This window comes from Streptomyces sp. NBC_00158 (assembly GCF_045160885.1).
Lineage (GTDB): Bacteria > Actinomycetota > Actinomycetes > Streptomycetales > Streptomycetaceae > Streptomyces.
Genome location: NZ_CP108161.1, coordinates 1,709,065 through 1,730,312 on the forward strand (window position 1 = coordinate 1,709,065; position 21,248 = coordinate 1,730,312).

Annotated in this window: 15 protein-coding genes; 3 read left to right on the plus strand and 12 right to left on the minus strand. The window is 73.3% G+C overall.

What is annotated here, in order from left to right:
- Positions 1 to 132: 132 nt before the first annotated feature.
- Positions 133 to 648, minus strand: coding sequence for a transcriptional regulator NrdR (nrdR, locus tag OG553_RS07575; RefSeq protein WP_405978258.1), 516 nt, complete (start codon positions 646 to 648; stop codon positions 133 to 135).
- Between the two features lie 546 nt (positions 649 to 1,194).
- Here nrdR and lexA point away from each other — a divergent pair.
- A complete protein-coding gene (lexA, locus tag OG553_RS07580; protein WP_125602045.1) occupies positions 1,195 to 1,986 on the plus strand; it encodes a transcriptional repressor LexA in 792 nt (263 codons plus the stop codon).
- Between the two features lie 139 nt (positions 1,987 to 2,125).
- Here lexA and OG553_RS07585 read toward each other — a convergent pair whose 3' ends face one another.
- The 5 genes from OG553_RS07585 to OG553_RS07605 all read right to left on the minus strand — a co-directional run bounded on the left by OG553_RS07585 (position 2,126) and on the right by OG553_RS07605 (position 10,930).
- Complete coding sequence (locus OG553_RS07585) at positions 2,126 to 4,096, minus strand: ATP-dependent DNA helicase (protein WP_405978259.1); 1,971 nt, start codon at positions 4,094 to 4,096, stop codon at positions 2,126 to 2,128.
- Between the two features lie 52 nt (positions 4,097 to 4,148).
- Complete coding sequence (locus OG553_RS07590) at positions 4,149 to 6,005, minus strand: IucA/IucC family protein (protein ID WP_405978260.1); 1,857 nt, start codon at positions 6,003 to 6,005, stop codon at positions 4,149 to 4,151.
- Positions 6,006 to 6,183: 178 nt separating this feature from the next.
- Positions 6,184 to 6,858, minus strand: coding sequence for a GNAT family N-acetyltransferase (locus tag OG553_RS07595; protein WP_405978261.1), 675 nt, complete (start codon positions 6,856 to 6,858; stop codon positions 6,184 to 6,186).
- Between the two features lie 31 nt (positions 6,859 to 6,889).
- Positions 6,890 to 8,809 carry an IucA/IucC family protein gene (locus OG553_RS07600; RefSeq protein ID WP_405982983.1) on the minus strand — a complete coding sequence of 640 codons (1,920 nt, stop codon included), beginning with the start codon at positions 8,807 to 8,809 and terminating at the stop codon, positions 6,890 to 6,892.
- 711 nt (positions 8,810 to 9,520) lie between these two features.
- The gene (locus OG553_RS07605; RefSeq protein WP_405978262.1) at positions 9,521 to 10,930 is read right to left on the minus strand and encodes a diaminobutyrate--2-oxoglutarate transaminase family protein; all 1,410 of its coding nucleotides are present in this window, start codon (positions 10,928 to 10,930) and stop codon (positions 9,521 to 9,523) included.
- Between the two features lie 261 nt (positions 10,931 to 11,191).
- On the opposite strand from OG553_RS07605, the gene OG553_RS07610 reads away from it, so the two are divergent.
- A complete protein-coding gene (locus tag OG553_RS07610) occupies positions 11,192 to 12,367 on the plus strand; it encodes a trypsin-like serine peptidase (protein WP_405978263.1) in 1,176 nt (391 codons plus the stop codon).
- Between the two features lie 115 nt (positions 12,368 to 12,482).
- Here the strand turns inward: OG553_RS07610 and hflX are convergent, their stop codons facing one another.
- The 6 genes from hflX to miaA all read right to left on the minus strand — a co-directional run bounded on the left by hflX (position 12,483) and on the right by miaA (position 20,802).
- On the minus strand, positions 12,483 to 13,988 hold the full coding sequence (gene hflX / locus OG553_RS07615) for a GTPase HflX (protein ID WP_405978264.1): 1,506 nt from the start codon (positions 13,986 to 13,988) through the stop codon (positions 12,483 to 12,485).
- A 233-nt stretch (positions 13,989 to 14,221) separates the two neighbouring features.
- Positions 14,222 to 15,700 carry a M1 family metallopeptidase gene (locus OG553_RS07620; RefSeq protein ID WP_405978265.1) on the minus strand — a complete coding sequence of 493 codons (1,479 nt, stop codon included), beginning with the start codon at positions 15,698 to 15,700 and terminating at the stop codon, positions 14,222 to 14,224.
- A gap of 252 nt (positions 15,701 to 15,952) precedes the next feature.
- Positions 15,953 to 18,028 (minus strand): RelA/SpoT family protein, encoded by a 2,076-nt coding sequence (locus tag OG553_RS07625; protein ID WP_405978266.1) that lies wholly within the window; start codon positions 18,026 to 18,028, stop codon positions 15,953 to 15,955.
- Positions 18,029 to 18,168: 140 nt separating this feature from the next.
- Positions 18,169 to 19,044 carry a diaminopimelate epimerase gene (dapF, locus tag OG553_RS07630; RefSeq protein ID WP_405978267.1) on the minus strand — a complete coding sequence of 292 codons (876 nt, stop codon included), beginning with the start codon at positions 19,042 to 19,044 and terminating at the stop codon, positions 18,169 to 18,171.
- A 117-nt stretch (positions 19,045 to 19,161) separates the two neighbouring features.
- Positions 19,162 to 19,752 carry a hypothetical protein gene (locus tag OG553_RS07635; RefSeq protein ID WP_405982984.1) on the minus strand — a complete coding sequence of 197 codons (591 nt, stop codon included), beginning with the start codon at positions 19,750 to 19,752 and terminating at the stop codon, positions 19,162 to 19,164.
- A 111-nt stretch (positions 19,753 to 19,863) separates the two neighbouring features.
- Positions 19,864 to 20,802: a tRNA (adenosine(37)-N6)-dimethylallyltransferase MiaA gene (gene miaA / locus OG553_RS07640; protein WP_405978268.1), complete on the minus strand. Its 939-nt coding sequence runs from the start codon at positions 20,800 to 20,802 to the stop codon at positions 19,864 to 19,866.
- A 228-nt stretch (positions 20,803 to 21,030) separates the two neighbouring features.
- Here miaA and OG553_RS07645 point away from each other — a divergent pair, with 228 nt between their 5' ends.
- Positions 21,031 to 21,240 carry a gliding motility protein gene (locus tag OG553_RS07645; RefSeq protein ID WP_405978269.1) on the plus strand — a complete coding sequence of 70 codons (210 nt, stop codon included), beginning with the start codon at positions 21,031 to 21,033 and terminating at the stop codon, positions 21,238 to 21,240.
- The last annotated feature ends 8 nt before the right edge of the window (positions 21,241 to 21,248 follow it).

The following is a 21,248-nucleotide window of genomic DNA, read 5'->3' on the forward strand; positions in this document are numbered from 1 at the left end:
CGCCTGCCTCCCATATGCGGGCAAAAACGCCCTAAAGTGCCAGCGCTATTCCGCGGCACAGTGCTGTGTGTCTTCTATCTACGAACTCGCCCACCGGCCGGCCGGGCCGCGCTGCACTGCGGCCCCGAGCGGTCAGTCGGTGGCGGAGGCGGGCACGGGGACGACCGCGGGGGTCCCTCCGGGCTCGCACTCGTGGGGGTGAGGCCGCGGCACGCGCAGTTCCGCGATGGCGGTCTCGAAGTCTTCAAGGGTGTCGAACGCTTTGTAAACGGATGCGAACCGCAGGTAGGCGACGAGGTCGAGTTCCTGCAACGGGCCGAGTATGGCCAGACCCACGTCGTGGGTGGTCAGCTCGGCGCTCCCGGTGGCGCGCACCGCCTCCTCGACCCGCTGGCCGAGCTTGGCGAGGGCGTCCTCGGTGACCGGCCGTCCCTGGCACGCCTTGCGCACGCCGGAGATGACCTTGGTACGGCTGAAGGGTTCGGTGACCCCGCTTCGCTTGATCACCATCAGCGAGGCCGTCTCCACCGTCGTGAAGCGACGGGAGCAGTCGGGGCACTGACGGCGCCTGCGGATCGACGTTCCGTCGTCGGTGGTGCGACTGTCGACGACACGGCTGTCGGGGTGCCTGCAGAAGGGGCAGTGCATGGTTCCCTCACCCTCCTCTTGGCACGACTGAATCACCCCACGGAGCCCCTCAACGACGGAGAGCGAGTCTTCGCCGGGGGCTCGTGAAGCAGCCACAAGCATATGCGATCCAGAGGACCTCGGAGGACCGAGGACCACAACTTCTGGGCGGCCGCGCCCATCCAACCACTAGATCTTGGGTTGCGCCGGATTTACGCCGCTCCGCGTGTCGCGGTGTCCGATGGCCGGATACGGGGGGTCCCGGTGCCACACTGGGCCCGGCGGCGGACCCTGCCCGGACACGGCCGATCCAACCGGGAAGGGTACCGTAAGGAGCGGACGCGGAGCCGAACCCGCGTTCGGCCGGACGGGCGCCGAGCGCATTCCGCTTCGGCCGCCGCGGCCCTGTCCGACCGGCCACCCATTACCGGTCACCGGTCGCCATACACCCGCCGATCTAACCCGGGTGGGGGATCCGCGTTTTTTCACTCGAACGTGTGTTTGGCGCAACCTTTCGAAAGCTACTACCGTTGTCCAGCTAGGGAGAACATTTCGAGAGGGGCCGACGTGACCACCACCGCAGACAGTGCCACCATCACTGCCCAGAACCGCTCCCAGAGCCGACTCGAGCCGGTGCATGCCATGAATGACGCAAGTCAGAACCAGGAGGCGGAGGCCGTACGCCCCGCGCGCTCCCTGCCAGGGCGCCCTCCAGGCATCCGCGCCGACAGCTCCGGACTCACGGACCGGCAGCGGAGGGTGATCGAGGTCATCCGGGACTCCGTGCAGCGCCGCGGCTACCCGCCGTCGATGCGCGAGATCGGCCAGGCGGTCGGCCTCTCCAGCACCTCCTCCGTGGCGCACCAGCTGATGGCCCTGGAGCGCAAGGGCTTCCTGCGGCGCGACCCGCACCGGCCCCGCGCCTACGAGGTGCGCGGCTCCGACCAGCCCAGCTCGCAGCCCACGGACACCACCGGCAAGCCCGCCGCCTCCTACGTCCCCCTGGTCGGCCGGATCGCGGCCGGCGGGCCGATCCTGGCCGAGGAGTCCGTCGAGGACGTGTTCCCCCTCCCCCGCCAGCTCGTCGGCGACGGTGAGCTGTTCGTGCTCAAGGTCGTCGGCGACTCGATGATCGAGGCCGCGATCTGCGACGGCGACTGGGTCACCGTCCGCCGTCAGCCCGTCGCGGAGAACGGCGACATCGTCGCCGCGATGCTGGACGGCGAGGCCACCGTCAAGCGCTTCAAGCGGGAGGACGGCCACGTGTGGCTGCTCCCGCACAACGCCGCCTACCAGCCGATCCCCGGTGACGAGGCGACCATCCTCGGCAAGGTCGTCGCCGTGCTGCGGCGGGTCTGATCCGGGTGCCGCGACGGGCCTGATCCGGCCCCGTCGCCCCTCAGCCAGCTCCGGGACCCACTGCGCCGGTCCCGGAGCTGTTCCATGCCCGGGGACCGCCGTCCCGCTCGCACGGTCCGGACCCGGTCCCGCCCGGCCTCTACTTGCCGTCGGCCTTCGCGCTCGCGTCGATGGCGGCCAGGCTGCGGCGGACCTGGTTGCGGTCCGTGGTGTACCAGAAATCGGGCAGCGAGGACCGCAGGAAGCTCCCGTAGCGGGCCGTGGCCAGGCGCGGGTCCAGGACCGCGACCACGCCCCGGTCGCCGGAGGCCCGTACGAGCCGGCCCGCGCCCTGCGCCATCAGCAGCGCGGCATGGGTGGCCGCCACCGCCATGAAGCCGTTGCCGCCGTTCTCCTCGACCGACTTCTGCCGCGCGCTCATCAGCGGGTCGTCGGGACGCGGGAACGGAATCCGGTCCATGATCACGAGCTGGCAGCTGGGTCCGGGCACGTCGACGCCCTGCCACAGGGACAGCGTGCCGAACAGGCAGGTCTTCGGGTCGGCCGCGAAGGTCTTGATCAGCTCGCCCAGCGTCTCCTCGCCCTGGAGCAGGATCGGGTTGTCGAGCCGCCCGCGCAGCTCCTCGGCGGCGGCCTTGGCACCGCGCATGGAGGAGAACAGGCCCAGGGTGCGGCCGCCGGAAGCTTCGATCAGCTCCGCCAGCTCGTCCATCATGTCGCCGCGGGTGCCCTCCCGGCCCGGCGTCGCCAGGTGCTTCGCGACGTAGAGGATGCCCTGCTTCGGGTAGTCGAACGGCGAACCGACGTCCAGGCCCCGCCACACCGGCACCCCGTCGCCCTCCACCCCTTCCGGGGAGAGGCCCAGCGAGGCCGCCACCCCGTTGAAGTCGCCGCCCAGCTTGAGGGTCGCGGAGGTGAGGACCACCGAACGGTCCTCGAAGAGCTTCTCGCGCAGCAGCCCGGACACCGAGAGCGGGGCGACCCGCAGGGTGGCGCCGAAGCGGTCGTGGCGCTCGTACCAGACGACGTCGTACTCGGAGCCGTTCGTGATCCGCTCCGCCACCGCGTGGACGTTCTCCACGGCGGCGAGGGCCTGCTTGCGGACGGCGTCCTCGTCGTGGACGGACTTGTCGCGGGTGGCACCGATCGCGGAGATCACGTTGCGCGCGGAGTCGCGCAGCGACATCAGCGCGTAGCCGAGGTCCTCGGGGATCTCCTCCAGGCGGCCGGGGAGCGCCAGCTCCATCACCCGCTCGAAGGTCTCCGAAGCGGTCTGCAGGGCGTCCGCGATCTTCTCGTCGACGAGCTTGGCGGCACGCTTCACGGCCCGGTTGACCTGGCCCGGGGTGAGCTCGCCGGTGGCGACACCGGTCACGCGCGAGACCAGCTCGTGGGCCTCGTCCACGATCAGCACCTCGTGCTGCGGGAGCACCGGAGCGCCCTCGATGGCGTCGATGGCGAGCAGCGCGTGGTTGGTGACGACGACGTCCGCGAGCTTGGCCCGCTCCCGGGCCGCCTCCGCGAAGCACTCGGCCCCGTACGCGCACTTCGTGGCGCCCAGGCACTCCCTGGAGGAGACCGAGATCTGGCTCCAGGCCTTGTCGGAGACGCCGGGGGTGAGGTCGTCGCGGTCGCCCGTCTCGGTCTCGTCCGCCCAGTCGCGCAGGCGCAGCAGGTCCTTGCCGAGCTTGCTGGTCGGGGTGGCCGCCTCGAACTGGTCGAAGAGGCCCTCCTCCTCGTCCTGCGGCACGCCCTCGTGGAGGCGGTGCAGGCACAGGTAGTTGGACCGGCCCTTGAGCATGGCGAACTGCGGCCGCCGGCGCAGCTGCGGGTGCAGCGCCTCGACCGTGCGCGGCAGGTCGCGCTCGACGAGCTGGCGCTGGAGCGCGAGCGTCGCCGTGGCGACGACGACGCGCTCGCCGTGCGCGAGGGCCGGCACCAGGTAGCCGAGGGACTTGCCGGTGCCGGTGCCGGCCTGGATCAGCCGGTGGGAGTTGTCGTCGATCGCTTCGGCGACGGCTTCGGCCATGGCCACCTGGCCGGGCCGCTCCGTGCCGCCGACGGCGGAAACGGCGGCGTGCAGCAGGTCGGGGAGGGAGGGCTTCGTCATAGCACTGCCAACCCTACGGGGCGCCACCGACAGCGACCGCATCGATCACTCTTCAGGGGCTGTGGAGGGGATTGGGCACGGTGCCGTGCACGACGGCGCCCGGGCGGTCCGGGCGGTCGCGGTAGCCGTCCGCGTGGAGCCGGTTCCGGTTGAGGCAGAGCCTTTCGATCCGCTGCGGCAGCAGGTCGAAGAGGCGGTGCCGCTCCTTGTCCTCGGGGAAGCGGGCCTGGTGCTGGAGGATCTCCGCCCGTACGAGGGACCAGAACTCGTCCTCGGGCACGCCGAGCCGCTCGTCGCACAGGGCGGACAGGTAGCGGAAGACGCCGATGAACAGCCCGGAGTGGATGAACTGGGTGAGGAAGGCGGGAGGCTCGGTGAGGAGCGCGGCGCGGACCTCGTCGGGCATGGAGGCGTGCTCGGGCAGGGGGGTACGGCTGATGGTGACGTCGTCCACGAAGTCCTTGACCGCGAGGCGGACGGGAACGTCCCGCTCGTCGAAGATCACGACGGTGTTCTCCCCGTGCGGGGAGAACACCGTGCCGTAGCGGTAGAGGAAGTGCAGCAGCGGGGGCAGCAGGGCGGCGAAGAGGCGGCGCAGCCAGGCCTCGGGGGTGAGCCCGGAGCGGGCGACGAGCTCGGCGGTGAAGGAGCGGCCGCGGGGATCTACGTGCAGGAGGGCGGCGAGGGTGCGGGCGCGCTCGCCGGGGGCGAGCCGCCCGGCGAGCGGCTCCCGCCAGATCGCGCCGAGGAGTTCCCTGTACTGGTAGGGGACCTCGGGGAGCCCGTCGTACACGGGGTGGCGGACGGTGACCGAGGCGACCTCGCCGAGCAGTACGACCCGGCATTCGTCGCGCAGGAACGGGTCGTCGTCGCGGAGCGAGTGGATCCAGGCGGTGACGGCGGGCGCGGCCGCGCTGAGGTCGCTGGGCAGGCCCCGCCAGACGGTGGTGTTGAAGACGGACAGCGGGAGTTTGACGCTGTGCCGGTCCGGACGGGTGAGGTTGAGGAAGGTTCGGATCGACTGCTGCGGGATCCTGTCGTCCGGGTCGGCGGGGAGCGGCACGAGGGCGCCGGAGGCGAGGGCGGGGGCGAACAGCGGGAGGACGATCTCGTCCCACTGCCAGGGGTGGACGGGCAGGTAGAGGTAGCGGAGCGGGTCGAGGCCCCGGTCGCGCAGGATCCGGTCGAACGCCGCTCGGGTGGCGGGGTCGAGCTCGGCCGCGTAGAGCCGTGCCGGGTCTTCGAGGCCCGCGGTGCCCCGGTACTCGGCCAGAGAGGTGTGGGCGGCGAGCCAGGGCAGCCGCTGCCGGGTGCGCGCCTCGGGGGCCCAGGCGGCGGCGTCCGCGGCGGACCACCCGACGCGGCCCTTGTTGGCGACGAGCCAGGGGTGGCCGGTCTGGTGCCCTTCGAGGGCCGCGTAGTCGAGGTCGGCCAGGACGTCGGCGGTGAGCGCGTGGTGGTCGAGGCGTGCGTCGGCGGCGAGGGTGGAGCTGAGCTCGTGGATCAGGTGGCCGAGGGTCGGCCCGTCGAGGCGCAGCAGGGTGCGGGCCCGGACGAGGAAGGCGTACGGGTCCCCGAACGCGATCGGAGGCTCCGCGGAGGGGGCGGGCGGGGTCAGCGTGATCGTGTCCGGGGCGACCTGCCAGCTGTCGTAGGCGCGGCGGCGGGCGCGGAATCCCAGGCTGCTGCCGTCGTCGAGGGTCAGGGTCCAGGCGTCGCCGGCGGCCGAGGGGACCGGGACGGGGCTGACGATGTCCTCGTACGCGAACTCGCCGAGCATCTTGGCCAGCAGTCGGCGCGCCGCGAAGTCCCAGGTGGGCTGGTTGAGTTCGGGAGGCGTGCACGGGTGCTGGGGCGACGGGGGAACGGCGTGCTCGGCGGAGTCTGGGGCTGCGGGGAAATTCGGCACGGGACTCCTCGGATATCGGGAACCTTGCTGAGCGACGCGGAGTTCTGGAGATGAGAGCTGTGAAAACCGAAGCCGAATGTCGAGAACCTGATACCGAGCGAGGGTCGACGACGCCAACCGGGTCCGAATGAACGGAATAAGCGGAATGAGCGGGCTGAGCCGGATGGCAGGGCGGCGGTCAAAGCAGATTGCGCAGCGCCCGCTCACGGATCATCAGGGCGGCTCGCTTCTCGGGCAGGTCGATTTCCGTGGAATAGCGGAAACCGGCGTTCATGAAGGCTGAAACGGAGGGGGTGTTGCGAATGTCCGGTTCTGCGATGACGCGCGTGCATCGGGGGCGGTTGTCGAAGACGAGCTCGGCGACGGCGCGCAGCAGCATGGTGCCCAGGCCCCGGCCCCGGTTCGTGCCGTCTCCGATGAGCAGGTGGATACCCGTGTCGTGGGAGCGCGCCGGGTAGTGGCGGGAGACCGGGTCGAGGTCGCCCCGGTAGATCTCCCAGTAGCTCATGGGGCTGCCGTCGAGGAGGCCGAGGCAGGGGATGCTCTGCCCGTCGCCGTCGAGCTGGGCCCGCAAGTGGGCCTCGGTGACGGCCGGGGACCCGTTGAGCTCCCAGTAGGCGGCCACGTCGGGGTCGTTCATCCAGCCGGTGAGCAGTGCGAGGTCCCGGCCCGGCCGGACGGGTTCGAGGCGGAAGGGCCCTGCCGGTGTCGGGGTCGTGCCCCAGCCCGCCGGTGAGTCGAGGAGGTCCGCCTCGGCGAGCAGCGGCAGCAATCCGACGGTGAAGCGGTGCGCGGTGGCCTCGTGGGAGGCGGGGCCGCCGGCGGTGCTCGTGGTGGTGTCCGTGGGAGGCATCGGGGCTCTTCTCGGTGTCGGTGGGAGCGCGTCAGTCGTGGAGGGGGTTGGTGATGGTGACGTAGACGGACTGGGTGTCGACGGGGCCCACGAGCTCGTCGAGCCCGCCCAGGCGGGTGAGGAGGTTCGCCTTGCAGCGCAGGGTGGGCGAGTCGAGGAGCCGCGCGGGGACCGGGCCGAGGACGGAGGCCTTGCCGAGGAAGCGGCGGAAGGCGGCGAGGAGCACGCGTTCGTCGGCGAGCCGCTGCGATCCGAAGGCGCCGATGAGGCCGATCACGTTGTTGATGCCGAGGTAGTAGGCGAAGCGCTCGTCGGTGACGGCGTCCGGAACGAAGGTGTCGCTGGCGTCGCCGATGCCGGGGAGGCGTCGTTCCAGTTCTGCGCGGCGGGAGTCGCGGAAGTAGTAGCCCTGGTTGTCGCGGAAGCGGCCGCCGACGGGCCAGCCCGCCCGGTCGAGGAGCACCAGGGTGTTCTGCTGGTGCGCTTCGAGGGCGATCCCCGCGAGGGCGTCGAAGGCGAGGACCGGCAGCACGACGTGGTCGAGGTAGCGCAGGAACCACTCGGCGGCTACGGCGGCGACGGGCCGGCCGGTGGTGACGGCGAGGCGGGAGACGGTGTCGGCGAGCCGGGAGCGCATCGTGGTCCGGCCGGGCCACGGACGGAGGGAGGTCAGTGCGGCGACGCAGACGGCGTCGTCGTCGCAGCGGAAGGGGTTGTGGCGCAGTACGGCGTCGAATCCCCGGACGGGGGTGCCGTCCAGGGCGTCGACGGCGACCCAGGCGGGGTCGCGCACGATGTCGAAGCCGGGGTGGGCGGTCTGCCACTGCTCGGCGAGGCCGGTGCGGAGCAGCCGGTGGACCTCGACACCGCGGTGGAGTTCCTTGCGGAGGTTCTCACGGCGGGAGTTGGTGATGCGCAGGCCGAGGGAGAGCTTGAGCATCGCGGGGGCGCCGGGCCGGTGGACGGTGCGGACGGAGGAGGTGGGGTACCAGGGAGTGCCGTACGGGCCCAGGTCGGTGATGAGTCCCGCGTCGCGGAGGGCGGTGACGGCGGGGCGGTGGAGGAGGTCGCGTGCCTGCCAGGGGTGCAGGGGAACTGCGGTGGTGCCGGCCGGCAGTGGGAGGCCGGGGGCGAGCCGGGCGAGGAGCTGTGCGGCGGAGACCGGGCGGCCGCGTTCGGTCCAGGCGGAGTCGGTGGCGAGGGCGTCGGGCGCGACCGCGATCCAGTGCAGGGGGAAGGAGCCGTGGAGTTCGGGTGAGTAGTGGCGTACTTCGGTTTCGGAGAGTCCTTCGCGGCTCTTGGGGTCCGGTTGGAGGGGGTGGCCGAGGAGGAGTGACTGTTCGGCGGTGAGGAAGCGGTCGCCGGCGACGGGGTCCGGTCCGGTGGGGCGTTGGCGGCGGTCGGCGATGAACTCGGTGGTGCGGCGCACCGAGTCGGCGACCCGGCCTACGAGGTCGGTGCCGCTGCGGCCGTCGCCCTCACGGGCCAGCAGGGCCGCGAGGGAGACGGCGTCGACGGCGGGGGCGTGGGCGGGGGCGCCTTCGAGGCGGGCGGGGGCGAAGCGGTGCCAGCCTGCCGGGGACCAGTAGCGGACGGGGACGATCAGCGCGGCCCCGGAGGCGGGGAGGGGGATGCGGAGCAGGGTTCCGACGGGCCCGTCGGGGCGGCCGATGCCGCTCTCCCGGACCCAGCAGCGCAGTAGGTTCTCCACCGTCGCGGACTCGGCGGCGGTGGCCGGGTCGGGGTGGTCCAGCAGGTCGGGCAGCGCCGCCGGGTCGGGGCCGGTGGGCCCGGTGCCGCCGACCCGGGGGCGGAGGGTGCCGTCCTGCTGCCGGGGCACGGTGCCCGCCGGGGCGTGGGATGGGGTGGCCTGCGCCGCCGGAGCCCCGGGCACGGCCGCGGGCTCCGCTCCGGCCCGGTCCCGCCCGGGAGCCTGCTGCTCCCGGTCCACGGCCGGGGATGCCGCGGGCCGCTCGGGCCCCGGCGGTACCTGCGCGGCGGCGGACGCCCCGGGCGGCGGAGGCCCGGCGGGGTTCCCGGCGGCGGGCGGCCGGGCGGAGCCGTCGGGCCGCACCGGGGCGGGCGATGCCGCCGGGCAGGCCGCGGCCGGATGGTGGTCGGCGGCGTCTGCGGGCTGCGCCGGAGCCGGGGTGACGGCCGGGGCCGGGCCGCTGCCGGGACCGGCCGCCGGTCGGACTGGGGCCTGCGCAGCCGCGGGGGCGCCGCCGCTGCCCGGTGCCGTCTGCGTGGGGGCGGCTGCGGGCGCGGGCGGGCGCTCGGCGGGGGTGGCGGCCCGGGCCGGGGCGGAGGGGGCCGGCGCGGGCACCGAGCCGGGGAGGGTGGTGGGGGCCGGGGGGACCGCATCGACGGTCGGGGCCAGGCGGGCCGGGGCCGGGTGGGCCGGGGCCGGCGCCAGGTCGGCCTGCGCCGGGTGGGCCGGAGCCGACGGCTGGTGGGCCGGGGCCGGGTGGGCCGACGCCTGGTGGGCCGGGGCAAGGGGGGTGGGGGCAGGCGGGGCCGACGGCTGGTGGGCCGGGGCGAGGGGGGTGGGCGGGGGGCACGCGAAGGGGAGGGACGGGAGGGGGGTCGAGGGCGGGGTTTCCGGGGTTTCGGGACGGGGGGTGGTGGAGGGGTCGGGCATCGGGGGTCCTTCGGCGTGCGGTCAGTGGGGCCGACGGGCGGCGGCGGGGATGGAGTCGGCCAGCCGGTCCAGGACGGCCGCGGCCTGTTCGTCGGTCAGGGTCAGCGGGGGCAGCAGGCGGACGACGCTGGAGTGGCGGCCTCCGAGCTCGACGATCAGGCCCCTGTCCAGGCACTCCTGGCGCACCGCGGCGGCGAGTTCGGGTGCGGCGGCACCGGTGTCGGGGTCGACGAGTTCGACGCCGATCATCAGGCCGCGGCCCCGTACGTCACCGACGCACGGCTGCTCCGCCGCCAGGCCGCGCAGGGCAGTCAGCATCCGCCCGCCCAGGGCCTCCGCCCGCTCGGCGAGGCCGTTGCGGCGGACGTAGGCGAGGGTGGCGGTGCCCGCCGCCATCGCGAGCTGGTTCCCGCGGAACGTTCCGGCGTGGGCACCGGGGGCCCAGACGTCCAGCTCGGCCCGGTAGACGATCACGGCCAGTGGCAGGCTGCCGCCGATGGCCTTGGACAGGACCATCACGTCGGGGACCACCCCGGCGTGGTCGACGCCCCAGAAGGCCCCGGTGCGGCCCACCCCGGTCTGCACCTCGTCCGCGATCAGCGGGATGCCCCGGGCGGCGGTGATCTCCCGCATCCGGCGCAGCCAGGCGTCGGGAGCCGGGTGGACCCCGCCCTCGCCCTGCACGGGCTCGACGATCATGGCGGCGGGCAGCGGCACCCCGCCCTTGGGGTCGTCGAGCAGGGTCTCGGTCCAGCGGGCCCCGAGCCGCGCGCCCTCGGCGCCGCCGACCCCGAACGGGCAGCGGTGGTCCTGCGGGTAGGGCAGCCGGGTCACCCGTACGTCGCCGGCGCCGCCCGAGGCTTCCAGGGCTCCGGCGGTCATGCCGTGGTAGGCGCCGGTGAAGGTGAGCAGCCCGGTGCGTCCGGTGGCGGCCCGGACCAGTTTCAGGGCGGCCTCGACGGCGTCGGTCCCGGCGGGCCCGCAGAACTGGACGCGGGCGTCGGCGGCCAGTTTCGGGGGCAGGCTCTCGAAGAGCTCGGTGGTGAAGGCGTCCTTGACCGGGGTGGCCAGGTCGAGGACGTGCAGCGGGGCCCCCGAGTCGAGGACCCCGCGGATGGCTTCGAGGACGACGGGGTGGTTGTGCCCGAGGGCGAGGGTGCCCGCGCCGGAGAGGCAGTCGAGGTAGCGCCGCCCGTCGGCCCCCTCGATCGTCAGCCCCCGGGCGCGTACGGGGACGATGGGCAGCGAGCGGGCGTAGGTCCGGGCCGCTGACTCCCGCAGCGCCTGCCTGCGCAGGATCCCTTCGGCCGAGGCGGGTCCGCGTCCGCCCTGGGCCGGGACCTGTGTTCCCGGGTGCGCCGGGGTGCGCGGTGCGGTCTCGGCTGCGGTTCCGGCCGGGGCGCCGGCTGCGGTCGGTTCGGTCACGGCCACGACTGTCGGTCCTCCCGCGGGTTGCTCTTCCGGATTGCGCCTCGAACACGAACGCTGCTGCACCATCCCCCGTACGTACCAACGACGGTGACGGCTTCGGATCACGGGTGGGCCGAAGATCCTTGCGGTTCGGCCGGGCCGCGTCGGCAGGAACCATCGACCCGGCGCCCGCCGTCCTATGCCTCGGCGGCATAGTGGGGTGCTGCGATCCACCCCGATCGACTCCGTCTCAACACCTCGAAACTTCTGGGGGCTTACGACATGCGACCGAACCGACCGGTCACCGCGATCCTCTGCGCGGCCGCGCTCGCGCTGACCGCCTCGGCCTGCGGACCCGGCGACGGGGAGGCCGGCGCCGACGCCAAGCCGACCGTGGCTGCGCCCCTGCCGTCCGGCGCGGCGGACGGGATCAAGATTCCGGACGAGCTGAAGGAGCGGCTCAAGCAGCACGGCTTCGACCTGGAGAAGTGGAAGGGGGGTGCGTGGAAGAACTGGAAGAAGGAGGACTGGCTCCGCGAGGCGGGCGACTACGTCAACCCGATCATCGACGGTCTCTGGGACCCGGACCGGATGCGTGACGCGGAGCAGCCGCAGCGCCCGGCCGTCGACCCGGACGCCGGCAAGGACCAGGGCGTCACCGACCCGACCCCGGCTCCGGTGACCGCGCAGCCTGCGGCTTCGCCGTACCACTCCAGCGTCCCGGCCTCGGGCAAGGTCTTCTTCGACGGCCCCGAGGGCTCGATGGTCTGCTCCGCGACCGTGGTGAAGGACCCGGCCCACCCGGGCAAGTCCAACATGGTCTGGACTGCGGGCCATTGCGTGCACGCGGGCAAGGCCGGCGGCTGGTACCGCAACATCGCCTTCGTCCCGTCGTACAACAACGCGGGCAAGCCGGCGGCGGCGCTCAAGGGTGCGCCGCGCGAGCAGGTCGCCCCGTACGGCGTGTGGTGGAGCGACTGGGCGCAGACCTCGGACCAGTGGATCGCGACGGGCGGTCCGACGGGTGGCGCGGGTGCCCCGTACGACTTCGCGGTGCTGCACGTGACGCCGGAGAAGGGCGGCGGCAAGTCGCTGGAGGAGACGGTCGGTACGGCGCTTCCGGTGGAGTTCAACGCTCCGGCGGTGGGCAAGGTCGCGAGCATCACGGCGACGGGCTACCCGGCGGCGGCTCCGTTCGACGGGCAGAAGGCGTTCCAGTGCGCGGACAAGCCGGGCCGGCTGGCGCTGAAGCAGGCCGATCCGGTGATGTACCGCATCGGCTGCACGATGACGGGCGGTTCGTCCGGTGGCGGCTGGATCGCGGCGGGTGCCGACGGCAAGCCCGCGCTGGTGTCGAACACCTCGATCGGTCCGGCGAAGGCCGGGTGGCTGGCCGGGCCGAAGCTGGGTCCGGAGGCCAAGGGCATCTACACCGCGGTGAGCGCCAAGTTCAAGTGAAGCGGGCCGGATCGATCCGGGCACGTGAGATGAGGGCGTGAGATGAGGGAGGGCCCCCGCTGTTGCGGGGGCCCTCCCTCATTTCCGGTGGGCGACGCCGTGCGGCGCGTGGCCCTTACTGCTTGGCGAGGACGTACGGCGCGAGTTCGGCCGCCAGTTCCTCGTGGACCCGTGCCTTGAGCAGGGTGCCCTCCGGGGTGTGCTCCTCGGAGATGACCTCGCCGTCGGCGTGGGCCCGGGCGATCAGGGCGCCGCGGGTGTAGGGCACGAGGGCCTCCACCTCGACGGCGGGCCTGGGCAGCTCGGCGTCGATGAGCGCGAGGAGTTCCTCGATGCCCAGACCGGTACGGGCGGAGACGGCGATGGAGTGCCGCTCGATGCGCAGCAGCCGCTGGAGGACGAGCGGGTCGGCCGCGTCCGCCTTGTTGATCACCACGATCTCGGGCACGTTGACCGCGCCGACCTCGCGGATGACCTCGCGCACGGCCGCCAGCTGCTCCTCCGGTGCCGGGTGCGAGCCGTCCACGATGTGCAGGATGAGGTCGGAGTCGCCGACCTCCTCCATCGTGGAGCGGAACGCCTCGACGAGGTGGTGGGGCAGGTGGCGGACGAAGCCCACCGTGTCGGCCAGGGTGTAGACGCGGCCGGAGGGGGTCTCGGCCCGGCGCACGGTCGGGTCGAGGGTGGCGAACAGCGCGTTCTCCACCAGGACGCCCGCGCCCGTGAGGCGGTTGAGGAGGGAGGACTTGCCGGCGTTGGTGTAGCCGGCGATGGCGACCGAGGGGACCTTGTTGCGGCGGCGTTCCTGCCGCTTGATGTCCCGGCCGGTCTTCATCTCGGCGATCTCCCGGCGCATCTTCGCCATCTTCTCGCGGATGCGGCGCCGGTCGGTCTCGATCTTGGTCTCACCGGGGCCGCGGGTGGCCATGCCGCCACCGCCGCCGCCACCCATCTGACGGGAGAGCGACTGGCCCCAGCCGCGCAGTCGCGGCAGCATGTACTGCATCTGCGCGAGTGCGACCTGCGCCTTGCCCTCTCGGGACTTGGCGTGCTGGGCGAAGATGTCGAGGATGAGGGCGGTCCGGTCGACGACCTTGACCTTGACCACGTCCTCGAGCGCGATGAGCTGGCCGGGGCTGAGCTCGCCGTCGCAGACGACGGTGTCGGCCCCGCTCTCGAGCACGATGTCACGCAGTTCGCGGGCCTTGCCGGAGCCGATGAAGGTGGCCGGGTCGGGCTTGTCGCGGCGCTGCATGACACCGTCGAGGACGAGGGCGCCGGCGGTCTCGGCGAGGGCGGCGAGCTCCGCGAGGGAGTTCTCGGCGTCCTGCACGGTCCCGGAGGTCCACACACCGACGAGGACCACGCGCTCCAGGCGGAGCTGGCGGTACTCGACCTCGGTGACGTCCTCGAGCTCGGTCGAGAGACCGGCGACGCGGCGTAGGGCCGCGCGGTCGGAGCGGTCGAGCTGGTCGCCGTCCCGCGCTCCGTCGATCTCGTGGCTCCAGGCGACGTCCTCTTCCATCAGGGCATCGGCCCGAAGGCTCTCGGTGAAGCGCTGCGAGTCCCGCACGTCCTGCGTGTCCCGCGGGTCCTGGGAAGGGGAAGAAGAGGAGGTCATTGGATCCTTACGTCGATTCGATGGTGTCGCGCCGACCGGTTCCGGCGCCCGGCCGGCTCGGCCAGGGCCAAAGGTACCGCTGTGCGTGACATAACACTGTCATGTCCAACGTGTGGGCCGGTCCGGTGATTCCCCGGGACGGATCCCGGGGCCGGTTCACCCGGGGGGGCGTCCCCCTCGGCCTCGTCGATGGTGTCATGCCCGTTCCCCGGCCGTCATACCGTTTTCCGCGCCTACGGCTTGCCCGGCGCCTTCCCCCGGGCCGCCGCCGGGCCGCCCCACTCCGGGTGTCCGGGCATCGCCGGCGTGGTCTCCCCGTACAGCCAGGGCCGGAGGAAGGCGGTGAGGTCGCGTCCGGCTTCCTGCGAGGCCAGGCGTACGAAGTCGTCCGTGCCGGCGATGCCGTCCTTGTGCTCCGCGACCCAGCGCCGCTCGACGCGGTCGAAGGCGGCGGCGCCGATCTCCTGGCGCAGGGCGTAGAGGATCAGCGCGGCCCCGTCGTAGACCACGGGCCGGAACAGGCCGATCTTCTCGCCGGGCGCGGCCGCCTTCGGGGCGGCCGGGGGGCCGCCCTGGGCCCGCCACTGGTCGGAGCGCTGGTAGGCCTCGCGCATCCGCCGCTCCAGCGGGTACTTGCCGAGGCCGTCCGCGTACAGGGCCTCGTACCAGGTGGCGTGTCCCTCGTTGAGCCACAGGTCGGACCAGGTGCGGGGGGTCACGCTGTCGCCGAACCACTGGTGGGCGAGCTCGTGGACCATGACGGACTCCACGTACCACTCGGGGTAGCCGGCCGCTTCCCCGGCGAACAGGCCGTGCTCGAAGAGCGAGAGGGTCTGGGTCTCCAGCTCGAAGCCGGTCTTCGCGCGGGCGATGAGCACCCCGTAGTTCTCGAAGGGGTAGCGCCCGACGCGCTCCTCCATCCACGCGACGTGCCCGGCGGTCTTCATCAGCCAGGGCTCCAGCCGGTCCCGGTCGGCGGCGGGCACCACGTCGCGCAGGGGCAGGCCGTGCGGCCCGGTGTGGTGGAGGACGGCGGAGCGGCCGATGGAGACCTGGGCGAGCTCGGTGGCCATCGGGTGGAGGGTCCGGTACGTCCACTCGGTGGTGCCGGCCGCGCGCGCGGCCGGGAGCGTGCCGGGCAGCCCGTTGGCCACGGCCCTGTACCCGTCGGGGGCGGTGATCCGGAAGGTGAAGTAGGCCTTGTCGGCGGGGTGGTCGTTGCAGGGGAACACCCGGTGGGCGGCGTCGGCCTGGTTGGCCATGGCGAGGCCGTCCTCGGTGACGACCCACCCGCCGTCGGTGGCGCGGCCGCGCGGGTCGCTGGTGTGCCGGACGGTGATGTGCAGCGGGGCACTCGCCGGCACGGGGTGCGCGGGGGTCAGCACGAGGTCCTCCCCGGCGGCCTCGAACCGTGCGGGCTGCCCGTTGACCTCGACGGAGGCCACCGTCCCGTGCGTGAAGTCGAGGTTGATCCGCTCCAGCGGTTCCAGGCTGCGGGCCTCGATGGCGGTGACCGCGTCGAGGGGGCTGCGGTTGTCCTTGTACGTGAGGGACAGGTCGTACGAGAGGACGTCGTAGCCGGGGTTGCCCAGCTCGGGGAAGAGCCGGTCTCCGATGCCCAGCGGCTTCGGCGGGGGCAGCACGGCGGCGACGAGGGTGAGGGAGGCCGCGGCGAGCAGGGAGGCGCGAAGGCGCGGGGAGGTGAGCTGCATCCACCACCGCTTACCAGCGCCCGTCCCGGGGCTGCGAGCGGCGCGCGACGACTCCACCCGAACGGGGCGCCGCGGCCGGGCGGCGGACTCCGTACGCCCCCGCGTGCGCGCCCCGGCGCGCGCTGTCCCCGTCGTGCCGGGCGGATCACTCCTCGGGCTCCCCCGGGCTCCCCCGAAGCCTTCTCCGGCCCCTTCTCCCCCTCCCCCCGCGCCCCCGCGTTCCCCCGAACGCCCTTCGCTCCTCCCGCGCTCCTACACCCGGCTGACGTCGTACACGCCGGGTACGTCCCGCATCGCGCGCATCAGCGCGGGCAGGACCGCCGCGTCGGGCATCTGCAGGGTGTAGCTGTGGTGGACGCGCTGTTCGACGGGCGGCTCGACGGTGGCGGAGATGACCTCGACGCCCAGCCGGGCGATGGCCTCGGTGAGGTCGGCGAGCAGGTGCGGCCGGCCGAACGATTCGGCGGTGAGGGTGACCCGGCAGTCGGCGGTGGCCCGCCAGTGCACGGCGACCGAGGTGCGGCCCAGGGAGCGCATCTGGGCCACGGCCGGGCAGTGCTCGCGGTGGACGGTGACGGCCCCGCCGCGTACGACGAACCCGGCGACGGCGTCGGGCGGTACGGGGGTGCAGCATCCGGCGAGGCGGACGTGCGCGTCGGGCAGGTCGGCGACGGCGTTGCCCCCGCCGCCGCGCAGCCCCGCGACGGACAGCTGCGGCCGGGGCGCGGCGGTGGCGGGGCCGGGGCCGTCGGGGTGGGCCTGGAGCCAGCTGCCGATGGCGATGCGGGCGGCCGGGGTCCTGGCGTGCTCCAGCCAGTCGGGGGCGGGCCCGGAGGAGGCGTCCTGCGCGAGGAGCAGCTGGACGGTGTCCCCGTCGGAGAGCGGGGAGGAGAGGGAGGTGAGGCGCCCGTTGACGCGGGCGCCGATACAGCCGTGGGCCGCCTCGCCGTGCTGCGCGTAGGCGGCGTCGATACAGCTGGCGCCGGCCGGCAGGCCGAGGGTGCCGCCGTCGGCGCGGAAGACGGTGATCTCCCGGTCCTGGGCGAGCTCGGCGCGCAGGACGCTCCAGAAGGTGTCGGGGTCGGGTGCGGACTGCTGCCAGTCGAGGAGCCGGGAGAGCCAGCCGGGGCGGGTGGGGTCGACGCGTTCCTCGTCGCAGTCGGCGGTGGTCTCGCCGGTGGCGTAGGGGTTGCCGAGGGCGACGACGCCGGCTTCGGCGACGCGGTGCATCTGCCGGGTGCGGACGATGACCTCGGCGACGTAGCCCTCGGGGACGGCGACGGCGGTGTGCAGCGACTGGTAGAGGTTGAACTTCGGTACGGCGATGAAGTCCTTGAACTCGGAGACCACCGGGGTGAAGCAGGTGTGGAGTTCGCCGAGGACCCCGTAGCAGTCGGCGTTTTCGGCGACGAGGACGAGGATGCGGCCGAAGTCGGAGCCGCGCAGTTCGCCGCGCTGGCGGGAGATGCGGTGGAGGGAGACGAAGTGCCGGGGCCGTACCTGGACCTCGGCGGCGATGCCGGCGTCGCGCAGGACGGTGCGGACGGATTCGGCGATGGCGGCGAGGGGGTCGTCCTGGCCCGCGCGGGCGGCGATGAGGGCGCGGGTGTACTCGTACTCCTCGGGGTGCAGGATCGCGAAGACGAGGTCTTCCAGCTCGGTCTTGAGGGCCTGGACGCCGAGGCGTTCGGCGAGGGGGATCAGGACGTCGCGGGTGACCTTGGCGATGCGGGCCTGTTTCTCGGGGCGCATCACGCCGAGGGTGCGCATGTTGTGGAGCCGGTCGGCGAGTTTGATGGACATGACGCGGACGTCGTTGCCGGTGGCGACGAGCATCTTGCGGAAGGTCTCGGGTTCGGCCGCGGCCCCGTAGTCGATCTTCTCGACCTTGGTGACGCCGTCGACGATGAAGCAGACCTCGTCGCCGAACTCCTCCCGGACCTGTTCGAGGGTCACGTCGGTGTCCTCGACGGTGTCGTGGAGGAGAGAGGCCGTCAGGGTGGTGGTCTCGGCGCCGAGTTCCGCGAGGATGAGGGTGACGGCGAGCGGGTGTGTGATGTACGGCTCACCGCTCTTGCGCATCTGGCCGCGGTGGGAGTGCTCCGCGAGCAGATATGCCTTCCGCAGAATGGACAGGTCGGCGTCCGGATGGTGGGCGCGGTGGGCTTCTGCTACGTGTCCGATGGCGTCGGGCAGGCGGTCGCGGGACGTGGGCCCGAGCAGGGCGGCGCGCCCCAGGCGGCGCAGATCGAGTCGGCTTCGGCCTCGTCTGCGCAGCTCAGGGCGCATCTCGGCATGTGCTTCGGGGTTCGTGGCCTCTGCACTCATGGGCACCTCCGGCGGCTTCGACCGGCGGTGGCGGGCATGGGGTGAGCCCTCAGGGCCGGTGCCTGATGTTACCGACCCCACCACGTGGCGCAGTCCACCTCTCGCTCAGCGTGAAACGGATCACCCATGAGAGGGAATCTTCAGGCGAAAGCCGTTTCGGTGAGCCAGGCGGCTTCGAACTCGCCGGAGGCGACGATGACGGCGGGTCCGGTCATGTCGACGCGGCCGTCGGGGTGTTCGGTGATGACGAGGGTGCCGCCGGGCAGGTCGACGGTGTACGAGACCGGCTGTCCGGTCTCGGCGGGGTCGGCTCCGTCCCGGCGGATGGCGGCGACGGCGACGGCGCAGGCGCCGGTGCCGCAGGAGCGGGTCTCGCCGGAGCCGCGCTCGTGGACGCGCATGGCGACGTGCCGGGGGCCGCGGTCGACGACGAACTCGACGTTGACCCCGGCGGGGTAGGCGGAGGCGGGGCTGAACGGCGGGGGGCTGTACAGGTTGCCGGCGTGGTCGAGGCTTTCAACGAACGCGACGGCGTGCGGGTTCCCCATGTTCACGTTGCGCGCGGGCCAGGAGCGCTCGCCGACGGAGACGGTGACGTCGCCCTCGGGGAGCAGGGCGCGGCCCATGGAGACGGTGACGTCGCCGGTCTTGTCGAGGTGGACCTGCTTGACGCCGCCGCGGGTGGCGATGGCGAGGTCGCCGGGCTCGACGTGGCCGGCGTGCTGGAGGTAGCGGGCGAAGACGCGGACGCCGTTGCCGCACATCTCGGCGATGGAGCCGTCGCTGTTGCGGTAGTCCATGAACCACTCGGCCTCGTCGGCCATGTGCGCGGCCTCGGGGTGGGCGGCGGAGCGGACCACGTGCAGCACACCGTCGGCGCCGATGCCGGCGCGGCGGTCGCACAGGGCGGCGACGGCGGTCGCGGGCAGGTCGACGGCGTTGTCCGGGTCCGGGACGATCACGAAGTCGTTCTCGGTCCCGTGGCCCTTGAGGAAGGAGAGGGTGGTGTGCGTCACCCGCCCATGGTACCGAGCGGGCCGGGGCCGTGGCCTGCGGGATCAGCATGCGGTCAGGCCGCTGCCACGGGGCTGCCTCGGGGCTGCCGCAAGGGCCGTCGCGGCGGGGCGGCGCGGTCAGCGCAGCCGGGCCACCCGGTACACGGCGAGTGCTACGACGGCCAGCGCGACCAGCGCGTACAGTCCGGCCATCCGCCAGTCGGGGCGGCGGCCGCTGCCGCGGGGCGGCAGCCCGGGCCAGGCGTAGCCGACGCGGCGCGCGGCCATCATGCCCCAGCCGCCGGCGCAGCAGCTGATGAGGAAGCCGAGCATGGCGACGACGGCTCCGCCGTCCCCGAACTCGAAGGCGAGGGGGAAGGCGAACATCAGGGAGCCGGCGGCGGCCAGCATCACGATGGGAGCGATCTGCCAGATCCGCAGGCGGCGCTGCGGGCGCAGCTCGACCTCGAACTCGGGGCCGGCGGCCTCGGTGCCCGGTTCCGGTGCGTCGGGGCCGTCGGGGCTCAGCCGGGCCGGTTCGGCGGGCAGCCCGAGGCCGTCGGCGTCCGTGCCGGGACCCGTCGGGGTGCCGGTCGCACCGGGACCCGCCGGGGCGTCCGGCGTGCCGGGGCCGACGGGCGCGCCAGGCTCGCCGGGCCCGCTTCGGAGCACCGGGTCCGCTCCTCGCCTGGTGTCGTCCCGCCCCGTGTCACGAGGGCCGGCCTCCATAGCCACGCGCCCTCCCCACTCGGACTTCGTACGCCGCTGTTCAGAAGTTTGATGATGGCACGGACCCGGGCCCGCGACGGGCACACGGGGCTTCCCGATGCAATCACGTGATCAGGCTGTGACCGCTCGTTCGACCAACGACTGCGCGAGTCCGGGGAGTTCCCCCCGGTCGGCGGCGGCTCCGCTGAGCCAGTGCACGCGGGGGTCGCGGCGGAACCAGGAGTCCTGGCGGCGGGCGAAGCGCTTGGTGGCGCGCACGGTCTCGGCCTTGGCCTCGTCCTCGGTGCACTCCCCGGCGAGGGCGGCCAGCACCTGCTGGTAGCCCAGCGCGCGGGAGGCGGTGATGCCGTCGCGCAGTCCCCGGGCCTCCAGGGCGCGGACCTCGTCGACGAGGCCGTCGTCCCACATGCGGTCCACGCGCAGGGCGATCCGCTCGTCGAGCTCGGGGCGGGCCACGTCGACGCCGATCTGGACGGTGTCGTAGACGGATTCGTGGCCGGGCAGGTTGGCGGTGAAGGGCTTGCCGGTGATCTCGATGACTTCCAGGGCCCGGACGATGCGGCGGGCGTTGCTGGGCAGGATCGCGGCGGCCGCGGCCGGGTCGGCGGCGGCAAGGCGGGCGTGCAGGGCGCCGGGGCCGCGCAGGGTGGCCTCCTCCTCCAGCCGGGCCCTGACCTCGGGGTCGGTGCCGGGGAACTCCATGGCGTCGAGGGCACCGCGCACGTAGAGGCCGGATCCGCCGACGAGGACGGGGGTGCGGCCCTGGGCGAGCAGCTTGTCGATCTCGGCGCGGGCCAGGCGCTGGTACTCGGCGACGCTGGCGGTCTCGGTGACGTCCCAGATGTCGAGGAGGTGGTGCGGGACCCCGCCGCGCTCCTCCGGCGTCAGCTTGGCGGTGCCGATGTCCATCCCCCGGTAGAGCTGCATGGAGTCGGCGTTGACGACCTCGCCGCCGAAGTGGCGGGCCAGGGCGACGCCCAGGTCGGACTTTCCGGCCGCGGTGGGACCGACGACGGCGATGACCCGCGGGGCGGGGGCTGCATTCCTCACCGACACAGTCTCGCAGCCCCTGGTCAAACCACCGCCACCTACCCGTTCGGGTGAGGTGACGGGGTGCGGGCGGGGTCGTTGCCCTGAAGAGGTTCCGGCCCCGGCGTGCGCCTGGCGCGCATTTGGTGGAGACCGGTCGGGTCAGGGCGGAACTTCACCCGCACGAGTAACGTTATGGGAGTAGACATGGGCGTTTTTGACCGGATTTTTCGTCGCAAGGAAGAGGTAGTGGCCGAGCCGGCCGCCGCCGAGGCCGGGCCGGCGGAGGCGCTGGAGGCGGAGACCGAGCCGGCCGCAGGGACCGGGGAGGCCGCCGAGGCCGCGGAAGCCGGGTCTGCGGCGGCCGGGACCCCCGCGGCGGAGGCCGTGGAGATCCCGAAGCAGCAGTCGGCCGAGGCGGCCTCGGACAGCGAGGCCGGCGAGGGCGCCCGTACGTAGTCCCGCAG

Bases quoted from the DNA above. Each gene is read 5' to 3' on its own strand.
- nrdR (WP_405978258.1), bottom strand. From the start codon at position 648: ATGCACTGCCCCTTCTGCAGGCACCCCGACAGCCGTGTCGTCGACAGT.
- OG553_RS07585 (WP_405978259.1), bottom strand. From the start codon at position 4,096: ATGACGAAGCCCTCCCTCCCCGACCTGCTGCACGCCGCCGTTTCCGCC.
- OG553_RS07595 (WP_405978261.1), bottom strand. From the start codon at position 6,858: ATGCCTCCCACGGACACCACCACGAGCACCGCCGGCGGCCCCGCCTCC.
- OG553_RS07610 (WP_405978263.1), top strand. From the start codon at position 11,192: ATGCGACCGAACCGACCGGTCACCGCGATCCTCTGCGCGGCCGCGCTC.
- hflX (WP_405978264.1), bottom strand. From the start codon at position 13,988: ATGACCTCCTCTTCTTCCCCTTCCCAGGACCCGCGGGACACGCAGGAC.
- OG553_RS07620 (WP_405978265.1), bottom strand. From the start codon at position 15,700: ATGCAGCTCACCTCCCCGCGCCTTCGCGCCTCCCTGCTCGCCGCGGCC.
- OG553_RS07625 (WP_405978266.1), bottom strand. From the start codon at position 18,028: ATGAGTGCAGAGGCCACGAACCCCGAAGCACATGCCGAGATGCGCCCT.
- OG553_RS07635 (WP_405982984.1), bottom strand. From the start codon at position 19,752: ATGGAGGCCGGCCCTCGTGACACGGGGCGGGACGACACCAGGCGAGGA.